This window comes from Micromonospora solifontis, assembly GCF_003725545.1.
Classification (GTDB): Bacteria; Actinomycetota; Actinomycetes; order Mycobacteriales; family Micromonosporaceae; genus Micromonospora; species Micromonospora solifontis.
The window spans coordinates 1-10,197 of record NZ_RJLN01000132.1 but is presented as its reverse complement, the minus strand read 5'-3'; the positions used below and the strand labels follow the sequence as shown (position 1 = coordinate 10,197).

Here is a 10,197-nt window from a genome sequence, read left to right as displayed (position 1 = left end):
GCAGGTTTTCCACAGCGTTGTCCACAGGTGGACATCCGGCGTTGAAGAGAGCCGGAGGCGCGGCCGAGCATGGGCGGATGGATGCCCCCGAGCGCAGCACGGAAGTCGGCGCGGCCCTGCGGGCGTTGCGTCGCGCCGCCGACCTGAGCCAGCGCCAACTGGCCGCGGAGTCGGGGGTGCCGCAGGCGACGATCGCGCGGATCGAGTCGGGCCGGTCGAGCGATCCCGGCTTCCGCACCATCGAACGGCTCGTGGCTGCGGTGGGCGGCCGGATCAGGATCTCCGGCCGCGATGCCGACGGGCTGCGTCCGGTCCCGCACGAGGCGCTGCGCGACGCGGCCGGCCGGCACTGTCCCGCGCATCTCGACGCCCGCGAGGTGCGGGAGCCCCGGGACTGGCCGGGTGCCTGGTGGGCGCACTGGTACAACGTCCCGCCGGGACGGTGGCCCCGGTTGCCGGCGGCCACCTACCGGCTGGACCGCAGCGAACGCGACCGCCAGCGGGAGCGGGACCGGGTGCGCCAGCACACCACCGTGCGCCGGTACGCCGACCCGACCCTCCCGTCGACCTCCTGGCGGTTCGTCGCCGAGCTGCCCGACGGGGAGCTGGTCGGCGAGCTGCGCGCGCACGAACGGAGCGACGACCTGCTGATCGGGCAGCCCCGGCCGGGCCGGCCCGAGATCGTGTTGGACGGCGTGCTCGTCGCCACGCCCTACCAGCTGTTGGGCATCGGGCGGCGGCTGGTCGAGGCGCTGGTGGCGGAGATGGATCGGGCCGGCATTCATGAGGTCCACGCGGTTGCCGAGTTCGGCGGCATCCAGTTCCTGCTCGCCTGCGGCTTCGCGCTCCAGGCGAGCCGGCCCGCCGCACTCCGGCTGGAACGGCCGATCAGCGCAGTGCCGACGCCGCCGCGGTGAGGGCGGCGAAGGCCTCCCGCATCCGCCAGGCGCCCCGGTCCCGGGGCCCGATCGGGTTGGAGACCGTGCGCAGCTCGGCGAAGGGCAGGTTGGCCTGGGCGGCGGCGACCGCCACGCCGTACCCCTCCATGGCCTCGGCCACCGCGTCGGGGTGACGGGCGGCGAGGGCCGCCGTGCTGTCGGCCGTGCCGGTCACCGTGCTCACCGTGAGCACCGCGCCGGTGGTCGCGTCGGGTAGGGCGGCGCGCAGGGTGGCCAGCAGTGCCGGGTCGGCCGGCACGACGCTGCCGACGCCGAGCAGCTCCGCCGACATGCCCAGCTCCTCGATGGGGAGGAAGCCGTCCGGCGACTCGGCGCCCAGGTCCGCCGCGACGCTGCGGGTGGCCAGCACGGTGCCGCCGACCGCCACCCGGCCGGCGAAGCCGCCCGCGATGCCGGCGCTGACCACCGCCCGGTACGGCCGCCCGGCCGCCTCGGCCAGCGCCAGCAGGCGCGCGGTGGCGGCGCCGGCGACGGCCGGGCCCACCCCGACCGGGGCGACGGTCACCGTGGAGTCGGTGAGGCCCGCCCGGACCGCCTCCGCCTCGGCGGGTACGGCGGTCACCACCAGCAGCCCGCTCACCCGCGCGGCCCCCGGGACTCCCGCTGGTCCTCCTCCGAGCCGCCGGGGCCGGCGACCGACGAGGAGGGGCGGTAGATGTGGAAGCCGGGCGGCGCCAGCCCGTCGTCGTCGACCGGGTCCTGCGTTTGGCTGTGGGCGGGGGCCGGCGAGGTGGGCGCCGGGTCACCGAACTCCTCGCCCGGCTCGGGTTCCAGCTCGTCGTCGCCGAGCGGCCGGCCGACCAGGTGCTCGTTGCGGAGCCGGCCGGCCACCAGCAGCCCGCGGGCGGCGACCAGGGCCGCGACGCAGGCGGCCACGGCGACCCCGACCCGCCCGGTGAAGGGGACCAGCCCCAGGCCGCCGCCGGCCACGAAGGCCAGCATCAGCGCCGTCTCCGAGTGGGCGAAGGAACTGGCGCGCAGCCGCTCCGGGATCCGCTCCTGGATCGACGCGTCGACCGCCAGCTTGGCGATCCCGCTGATCAGGGCCGCGATCAGGCAGAGCAGGGCGACCAGCGGCAGCGAGAACTTCAACGCGGCCAACACCGCCACGCCGGCCACGATGATCATGCCGCTCGACTGGATCGCGGTGGGCCGGTGGATGCGCAGCCGGGTGCCGACGGCGGTGGCCAAAAAGCTGCCCACCGCGAGCGCCCCGCCGACCAGCCCCAGCGCGGCCTGGGCGCCCAGCGTCCGGCCGAAGAAGTCGGTGGTCAGATCGCCGGCCTTGATCGCGAAGGCCAGGAAGAGCAGCAGGAAGCCGTACAGGCCGCGGAGCGCGGCGGCGCCGACCAGGGTGGCGATCACCAGGCGGCCAGCGGGCCGGCCCCGGCCGAGGGGTCGCTCGCCCTCCCGCCGGCGCAGGGCCCGCAACGGGCGGGGGACCCGCTCCGGCGGCTCCGAGTCGGCCCTCGGCGGCAGCCGCAGCGCGATGACCATGCCGATCAGGAAGATCAGCGAAGCCACTCGGAGCGGCCACTGCGCGCCGAACCAGAACGCGGCCAGCCCGAGTGGGGCGACCAGCGCGCCGGCCACCGTGCCGTAGACGCTCGCCCGGGCACCCACCTGGGAGAGCCCCAGCCCCTCCGGCAGTAGCCGGGGCACCGCCGCCGAGCGGGCCACCCCGTACGCCCGGGAGAGGGCGAGCACGCCGAACGCCGCCGGGTAGAGGCCGAAGCCGCCGAGGTAGTCGGAGATCAGCCAGGCCAGGAAGGCCCGGCCGAGCATGGTGCTGGCCAGCGCGTAGCGGCGGCCGTGCCGGAAGTGGTCCAGCAGCGGCCCCACCACCGGGGCGAGCATGGCGAACGGCACCATGGTCACCAGCAGGTAGAGCGCGACCTTGTTCCGGGCCTCGCCCAGCGGCACGTCGAAGAAGATCGTCCCGGCCAGCCCGATGGCGATCAGGGTGTCCCCGGCGCAGGAGAGCGCGTGCAGGTCGAACATGCGGACCATGCCGACCTCGTTGCCGGCGCTGCGGGCCCGGGCCGTGCCGGCCCGCCGGGTCATCCACCGTCCGCCCCGCAGCGAGCCGCGGACCAGCAGTCGGGTGGCGCGGACGCCCGTACCGACGGTCCGCCCGAGGACGGACCGCCCGGAGCGGGAGGACAGCGGCATGCCCCCCATCCTCGCCCATCTGCTCCACGCGTGCCCCACCAGCCGGTGAGAACGACTCCGGGGAGTGCCTGTCAGCCGAGCGCGGGCATGGGGAACAATGGGTGGGTGACCAGGCCCGCCTCCGCCCGCGCTCCCCGGCTCGACCAGGTCTGCGCCGCCGCCGTCGAGGTGGCCCGCGCCGGCATCACCGAGGTGGAGCCCACCGACGTCGGTGAGCACCTCCAGGCCGTCGCCGAGGGCGACCGCCTCGTCACGCACTACTTCGAGTGCCGGCTGGCCGGCTACCGCGGCTGGCGTTGGGCCGTCACGGTGACCCGGGTGCCCCGCAGCCGTACGGTCACCATCTGCGAGACGGTCCTGCTGCCCGGCGCGGGCGCGCTGCTCGCCCCCGGCTGGGTGCCCTGGCAGGAGCGGCTCAAGCCGGGTGACCTGGGCCCCGGTGACCTGCTGCCCACCCCGCCGGACGACGAGCGCCTCGCCCCCGGCTACCTGCTCTCCGACGACCCGGCGGTGGAGGACACCGCGTGGGAGCTGGGCCTGGGCCGGTCCCGGGTGCTGTCCCGGGAGGGTCGGTCGGAGGCCGCCCAGCGCTGGTACGACGGCGACCACGGCCCCGATGCCGCCATCTCGGTGGCCGCGCCGGCCGCCGCCCGCTGCGGCACCTGCGGCTTCTACCTGCCCCTCGCCGGCGCGCTGCGGCAGGCCTTCGGCGCCTGCGGCAACTTCTACGCCCCCGACGACGGCCGGGTGGTGAGCGCCGACCACGGCTGCGGCGCGCACTCGGAGACGCTGGTCGAGGCGGCCGAAACTCCGGTCGACGAGCTGCCCACGGTCTACGACGACAGCGCGCTCGAGGCGGTCTCGGTCAGCCGGGCGCCGGGCTCGGTCGAGGCGGCCGAGCCGCCGGAGCCGTACGGCCACCCCTGAGGATCAGCCCTGACGGGCGGCGGCCTCCCGGCGGCGACGCCGGTTCGCGTCGTGCCGTGTCATCACCGCCAGGCCGGGAAAGCCCCAGAGGAATCCGGCGAGGCAGGTCCAGAGCCAGTTCTGGTGCCCGTGCTCGGTCAGCCAGCCGCGGAAGAAGATCAGCAGCACCAGCCCGACCACCGCCCAGATCACCAGCCCGGCGACGGCGACCGGCACCATCGGCGGGTCGAGCGGCTCGGGCCGCGGCGGTTGCTCCTGGGGCACCGGGACAGCGTACGCGATCGTCCTTCCCTGCCCGTCGGTGATCTGGGACGATGCGCGCGACAGCCGGTCGATCATTCCCTGCGAGGACCCGATGGCCATAGCGCCCCCGCCCGACCACGGCACTCCGCCCGATCCCGCTCACCCGCGTAACGGCTTCGACCGTTTCTTCGAGATCTCCGCCCGCGGCTCGCATCCGAGCCGGGAGGTACGCGGTGGCCTGGCCACCTTCTTCACGATGGCGTACATCGTGGTGTTGAACCCGCTGATCCTCGGCGGCGCGGTCGACGGCGACGGCCGCAAGCTCGCCATCCCGGCGCTCGCCGCGGCCACCGCGCTGGTGGCCGGCCTGATGACCATCCTGATGGGGGTGGTGGCCCGGTTCCCGATGGCCCTGGCCGCCGGGCTGGGCGTGAACGCGCTGGTCGCGTTCGAGATCGCGCCCGAGATGACCTGGGCGGACGCGATGGGCCTGGTGGTGATCGAGGGTGTGGTGATCGGCATCCTCGTGCTGACCGGGCTGCGCACCGCGGTGTTCCGCTCGGTGCCGACCCAGTTGAAGACGGCGATCGGCGTGGGCATCGGCCTCTTCCTGACCCTCATCGGCCTGGTCGACGCCGGGTTCGTCCGCCGGGTGCCGGACATCGCGAACACCACCGTCCCGGTCGGGCTCGGCATCAACGGCAAGATCGTCAGTTGGCCGATGCTGGTCTTCGTGGTGGGCCTGCTGGTCACCATCGTGCTGGTGGTCCGCCGGGTCCGCGGCGCGATCCTGATCGGCATCCTCGCCTCCACCGTGCTGGCGATCATCGTGGAGGCGGTCGGGCACATCGGCCCGTCCTTCGTGAACGGCAAGCCGAACCCGACGGGCTGGGCGTTGAACGTGCCCACCCTGCCGGAGAAGATCGTCGACGTACCGGACCTCTCCCTGCTCGGCCACTTCAACGTGCTGGGCTCGTGGAGCCGGGTCGGCTGGCTGGTCCCGCTGATGTTCGTCTTCACCCTGCTGATCACGGACTTCTTCGACACGATGGGCACGATGGTCGCCATCGGCCAGGAGGGCGACATGCTCGATGAGCGGGGCACCCCGCCACGAGCCCGGGAGATCCTGCTGGTCGACTCGATCGCCGCGGCGGCCGGTGGCGCGGCCAGCGTCTCCAGCAACACGTCGTACATCGAGAGCGCGGCCGGGGTCGCGGAGGGCGCCCGGACCGGGGTGGCCAACCTGGTCACCGGCGGCCTGTTCCTGCTGGCCATGTTCCTGGCACCGCTGTCGGCGATCGTGCCCTTCGAGGCGGCCTCGACGGCGCTGGTGGTGGTCGGCTTCCTGATGATGACCGCGGTGCGGACCATCGACTGGGCCGACTTCGAGATCGCCATCCCGGCGTTCCTCACCATCGTGCTGATGCCGTTCACCTACTCGATCTCGAACGGGATCGGCGCGGGCATCATCAGCTACGTGCTGGTGAAGCTGGCGCGGGGGAAGGCCCGGGAGATCCACCCGCTGCTGTACGGGGTGGCCGCCCTGTTCATCCTTTACTTCCTGCGCGGGCCGATCGAGGCCGTGGTGCTCTGAATCCGCTGGTGAGCCTGGTCATATCGCATGTCGTTAGCCAGGCTCATTAGTTAAGCTAACTACCGTGACGGAGCGGACGGTGACGGCGAAACGCGTGCCACCGGCGCAGCTGGCCCCTCAGCTGCGTGATGCGATCACCCGGCTCAACCGGCGGGTCCGACAGGCTCGCCCGGTCGGTGACCTGACGGTCACCCAGCTCTCCGCGCTCACCAGCCTCAACCTGGCGGGCGCGTTGACACCACGGGAGCTGGCCGACATCGAGCGGGTGCAGCCGCCGACGATGACCAAGATCGTCGGGAAGCTGGAGGAGCGCGGCCTCGTGCAGCGCACCCCCCATCCGACCGACGGCCGGCAGGTCATCCTCGCGGCGACCGAGGGGGGACGGGCCGTGCTCGAGCAGTTCGAGCGGGCCCGCAACTCGTGGCTGGCCGAGCGGCTGGCCGCGCTCACCGAGGAGGAACGCGACACGCTGCGGCGTGCCGCCGAGATCCTGCAGGGAATCGCTCGCGCCTGAGCTGGTGCCGCGTCCCGCGGTCCGCTTCGTCCGTTGTGGGTGAGGCGTACCTGATCGAGGAGGCGCACCAAGAGTGCAGGCCAAGCTGAGCACGATGTTCCAGTCCCTACGAGTCCGCAACTACCGACTCTTCGCCACCGGACAGCTGATCAAGTTGATCGGCGTCTGGATGATGTTCATCGCCCAGGACTGGCTCGTCCTCGAGCTCAGCGACAACTCCGCCACCGCGCTCGGCGTGGTCACCGCGTTGCAGTTCACCCCCGTCCTGCTGCTGACCCTGCTCTCCGGCCGCCTCGCCGACCGGTACGACAAGCGGCTGCTGCTCTTCATCGCGAACGCGTTCTGGACCGTGCTGGCGCTGGTGATGAGCCTGCTGGTGCTCACCGGCCTGGTGCAGCTCTGGCACGTTTTCGCCTTCGCCGCCCTGCTCGGGGTGGCCAACGCCGTGGAGACCCCGGTCCGGCAGGCGTTCGTCTCGGAGCTGGTCGGCGTACCGCTGCTGCCGAACGCGCTGTCCCTCAACGCGGCCGTCTTCAACTCGGCCCGGATCGTCGGTCCGGCCGTCGCCGGCCTGGCCATCGCCGCCTTCGACGTCGGGCCGGTCTTCCTGTTCACCGCGCTCAGCTCGGTCGCCCCGCTGGTCAACGTGGTCCGGATGCGGACGGCGGAGCTGCACCGCAAGGACCTGCCGCCGGCCGGACAGCGCGACCAGGCCCGGGTCGTGGACGGCCTCCGGTACGTCTGGCGCCGCCCGGACATCCTGCTGCCGATGGCGCTCATGTCGGTGGTCGGAATGAGCCTGTTCAACTTCCAGCTCACCCTCGCCGCGCTGGCCAAGACCGTCTTCCACACCGGCGCCGCCTCGTTCGGCCTGTTCAGCACCGCCCTCGCCGTGGGCGCGCTGACCGGCGCCCTGGCCGGCACCGGGCGGCGCAGCCGCCCCTCCGTCTGGCTGGTCCTCGGCGCGGCGGTCGGCTGCGCCAGCTTCGGCACCCTGGTCGGGCTCGCCCCGGCGTACTGGCTGGTGGTGACGCTGCTGCTGCCGACCGGGTTCTTCACGGTCTTCTTCGCCCAGGCCGCGAACCAGCGGGTCCAACTCGGCGTCGACGCCGCCTTCCGGGGCCGGGTCATGGCCCTGTGGGTGCTGGTCTTCCTCGGCACCAACCCGGTCGGCGCGCCGATCATCGGCTGGGTCGCCGAGACCTTCGGCGCCGGCGCGAGCATCTGGATCGGGGGTTTGATCTCGCTGGCCGCCGCGCTGCTCGCGCTCACCTGGCAGCTGCGCCGCTCCGGTGCCCGGCTGCGGCTCCGGGTGCTGCCGATGCCCCGCTTCTACGTGGTGTCGCCCGGCGCGGAGTGAACCTCCCAGGAAGGACCGGTTCCCGTCCCGGGGACCGGTCCTTCCTCATTCATTCGCGCCCCGATGTCGGCAAACGGGTGGCGGGCGGCGACCACACGGCTTAGCGTCGATGCGTGGGAGTGGGGCGGGGACTGCTGCTGGTGCTGGCGATCCTCGCTGTCTGCTCCCTGCCCGCCCTCTTCGCGCTGCTGTTCTGCGCCGACGAGATCCTCGACCGGGTGGCCTGCGGATGGGCCGAGTGGCGGGAGGGACGCCGGGAGCGGCGCACCATCGCCCGGCTCGACCGGGCCATCGAGGCGGACGCGCTCACCCGGGACATCGACCTCACCGAGTTCGACCGGGAGGGCCGGCGACCGCTGGAACAGCTCGCCGTCGACCTGCGCCGGCTCGGTGGGCACCGGCTCGCCGCCGCCGACCGGTCCGTGGTCTGGCACGGCGCGGTGATCGACGCGTACGACGAGCGGCTGCGCGCCGCGTGCCGGGCGCTGGGCATCATCGAGCACCTGTCCGACGTGGACGGCGTGGACCGGGAGATCGAGCGGGTCCGCGTGGAGGGGTTGCTGCACGCGGCCGGGCTGACCCTGCCCGCCGCCCGCCCCGGTCACCACCAGCGGCACCGCTGACCGGTGCGGCTCTTCGTCGCGGTCTACCCGCCCCGGCCGGCGGTCGACGACCTGACCGCCCAGGTCACCCGGCTCCGGGTCGGTGCCGCCTCGGCGGCCGGCACCAACGTACGGCTGGCCGACCCGGCGCACGCCCACCTCACCCTCGCCTTCCTCGGCGACGTCGAGGACGACCGGCTGGTCGAGGTGGAGAGCACGCTCGGCGTGGCCGCCGAGACGTTCCGGGACGGCCGGGACAGCTCGCTGCGGCTCCGCCTCGGTGGCGGCGGCAGCTTCGGCCGCGGCCGGTTCACCATTCTCTGGGTGGACCTCCGCGGCGACGTCGACGGCCTGGCCACGCTGGCCCGGCTGATCCGGCTCGGCCTGCGCCGGTCCCGGCTGCCCCACGACGAGAAGCCGTTCCGGCCCCACCTGACCATCGCCCGCCCCGGCGACCGGATCGACCGCGCCGAGATCCTCGCCGACCGGGAGGCCCTGCACGACTACGAGGGCCCGGAATGGCCGGCTGACGAACTGGTCCTGGTCCGCAGCCACCCGGGCCCCCGCCCCACCTACGACCGCCTGGCGGCCTGGCCGATCTGACCCGCCCCGGCCGCGCCCCGCCGTGCCTGTGCTCCCCGTCGTGCCCGTGCTCTCCGCCGGATCGGCGACTCGGCGGGGTCAGGGCCGCGCGGATCGCGCCAGGTCGGCGATTCTGAGTGGATCACCGACCGGCGCGGCGGCCCAACCGGGACCGGGTGGCGGGGTGCGGTGCCGGGCCGGCCGGAGCCCCGGCCGGCCCGGCGGTGGGCGTCACCAGGCCCAGGCCTCCGGGCCGGGGCCGCCGTTGCCGACGGGCGGGAACAGCTCGTCGAGGCGCTTGAGGGTGGCGTCGTCGAGCCGCACGTCCAGCGCGCCGAGGTTGCGGTCGAGCTGGTCCATGGTGCGCGGCCCGACGATCGGGGCGGTCACCCCGGGACGGGAGAGCAGCCAGGCCAGCGCCACGTCGGCAGGGTCGTGGCCGAGGTCCGCGCAGAGCTTCTCGTACGCCTCCACGGTGGGCCGGTGCGCGGCGAGCGCGTCGGCCGACCGGCCGCTGGTGCCGCGCGCCGCGCTGCCCTCGGCCAGCTTCCGGATGATCCCGGAGAGCAGCCCGCCGTGCAGCGGGGACCAGGGGATGATGCCCAGGCCGTAGTGCTGGGCGGCCGGGATCACCTCCAGTTCGACGTACCGGGTCATCAGGTTGTAGATGCACTGCTCGGAAACGAGACCGAGGAAGTTGCGCTTGCCGGCGGCGACCTGCGCCTGGGCGATGTGCCAACCGGCGAAGTTGGACGATCCGACGTAGAGGACCTTGCCCTGGGCGACCAGGGTCTCCATCGCCTGCCAGATCTCCTCCCACGGCGTGGTCCGGGAGATGTGGTGCATCTGGTAGAGGTCGATGGTGTCGGTCTGCAGCCGGCGCAGCGAATCCTCGCAGGCCCGGATGATGTGCCGGGCGCTCAGGCCCTGGTCGTTGGGCCACTCGCCCATCTTGCCGTAGACCTTGGTGGCCAGGACGACCTTGTCGCGGCGCCCGCCGCCCTGGGCGAACCAGCGGCCGACGATCTGCTCGGTGACGCCCTCACCGAGCTTCCAGCCGTACACGTTGGCGGTGTCGAAGAAGTTGATGCCGTGCTCCAGCGCCCGGTCCATGATGGCGAAGCTGTCCGGCTCGTCGGTCTGCGGCCCGAAGTTCATGGTGCCGAGGCAGAGCCGGCTCACCGAGAGACCGGTGCGTCCCAGGTTCGTGTACTCCATGGGTCCACCCTGGCACGCGGGCACTT

At 73.5% G+C, this 10,197-nt stretch carries 11 protein-coding genes; 7 read left to right on the top strand and 4 right to left on the bottom strand.

Going from position 1 to position 10,197, the window contains the following annotated elements; genetic code table 11:
* The first annotated feature begins 77 nt into the window (after positions 1-77).
* On the top strand, positions 78-917 hold the full coding sequence (locus EFE23_RS26315; RefSeq protein ID WP_123243586.1) for a GNAT family N-acetyltransferase: 840 nt from the start codon (positions 78-80) through the stop codon (positions 915-917).
* Here the strand turns inward: EFE23_RS26315 and EFE23_RS26310 are convergent.
* Positions 889-1,539: a futalosine hydrolase gene (locus tag EFE23_RS26310; protein ID WP_123243585.1), complete on the bottom strand. Its 651-nt coding sequence runs from the start codon at positions 1,537-1,539 to the stop codon at positions 889-891. The two genes, EFE23_RS26315 and EFE23_RS26310, sit on opposite strands and share 29 nt — an antisense overlap.
* A complete protein-coding gene (locus tag EFE23_RS26305) occupies positions 1,536-3,131 on the bottom strand; it encodes an MFS transporter (protein ID WP_123243584.1) in 1,596 nt (531 codons plus the stop codon). The genes EFE23_RS26310 and EFE23_RS26305 overlap by 4 nt, the downstream gene beginning before the upstream one ends.
* A gap of 87 nt (positions 3,132-3,218) precedes the next feature.
* Here EFE23_RS26305 and EFE23_RS26300 point away from each other — a divergent pair, with 87 nt between their 5' ends.
* A complete protein-coding gene (locus EFE23_RS26300) occupies positions 3,219-4,058 on the top strand; it encodes a DUF3027 domain-containing protein (RefSeq protein ID WP_123243583.1) in 840 nt (279 codons plus the stop codon).
* Positions 4,059-4,061: 3 nt separating this feature from the next.
* On the opposite strand, the gene EFE23_RS26295 is transcribed toward EFE23_RS26300, so the two are convergent.
* Positions 4,062-4,322 (bottom strand): DUF2530 domain-containing protein, encoded by a 261-nt coding sequence (locus EFE23_RS26295; protein WP_123243587.1) that lies wholly within the window; start codon positions 4,320-4,322, stop codon positions 4,062-4,064.
* Positions 4,323-4,413: 91 nt separating this feature from the next.
* Between EFE23_RS26295 and EFE23_RS26290 the strand changes: the two genes are divergently transcribed.
* The 5 genes from EFE23_RS26290 (at position 4,414) to thpR (ending at position 8,974) form a co-directional block, all read left to right on the top strand.
* Complete coding sequence (locus EFE23_RS26290; protein ID WP_123243582.1) at positions 4,414-5,895, top strand: NCS2 family permease; 1,482 nt, start codon at positions 4,414-4,416, stop codon at positions 5,893-5,895.
* Positions 5,896-5,959: 64 nt separating this feature from the next.
* On the top strand, positions 5,960-6,409 hold the full coding sequence (locus EFE23_RS26285; RefSeq protein WP_199737248.1) for a MarR family winged helix-turn-helix transcriptional regulator: 450 nt from the start codon (positions 5,960-5,962) through the stop codon (positions 6,407-6,409).
* Between the two features lie 73 nt (positions 6,410-6,482).
* On the top strand, positions 6,483-7,769 hold the full coding sequence (locus tag EFE23_RS26280) for an MFS transporter (RefSeq protein ID WP_123243580.1): 1,287 nt from the start codon (positions 6,483-6,485) through the stop codon (positions 7,767-7,769).
* A gap of 113 nt (positions 7,770-7,882) precedes the next feature.
* Positions 7,883-8,392 carry a hypothetical protein gene (locus EFE23_RS26275; RefSeq protein WP_123243579.1) on the top strand — a complete coding sequence of 170 codons (510 nt, stop codon included), beginning with the start codon at positions 7,883-7,885 and terminating at the stop codon, positions 8,390-8,392.
* Between the two features lie 3 nt (positions 8,393-8,395).
* The gene (gene thpR, locus EFE23_RS26270; RefSeq protein WP_123243578.1) at positions 8,396-8,974 is read left to right on the top strand and encodes an RNA 2',3'-cyclic phosphodiesterase; all 579 of its coding nucleotides are present in this window, start codon (positions 8,396-8,398) and stop codon (positions 8,972-8,974) included.
* Positions 8,975-9,184: 210 nt separating this feature from the next.
* Here the strand turns inward: thpR and EFE23_RS26265 are convergent, their stop codons facing one another.
* On the bottom strand, positions 9,185-10,171 hold the full coding sequence (locus EFE23_RS26265) for an aldo/keto reductase (RefSeq protein WP_123243577.1): 987 nt from the start codon (positions 10,169-10,171) through the stop codon (positions 9,185-9,187).
* Positions 10,172-10,197 lie beyond the last annotated feature (26 nt).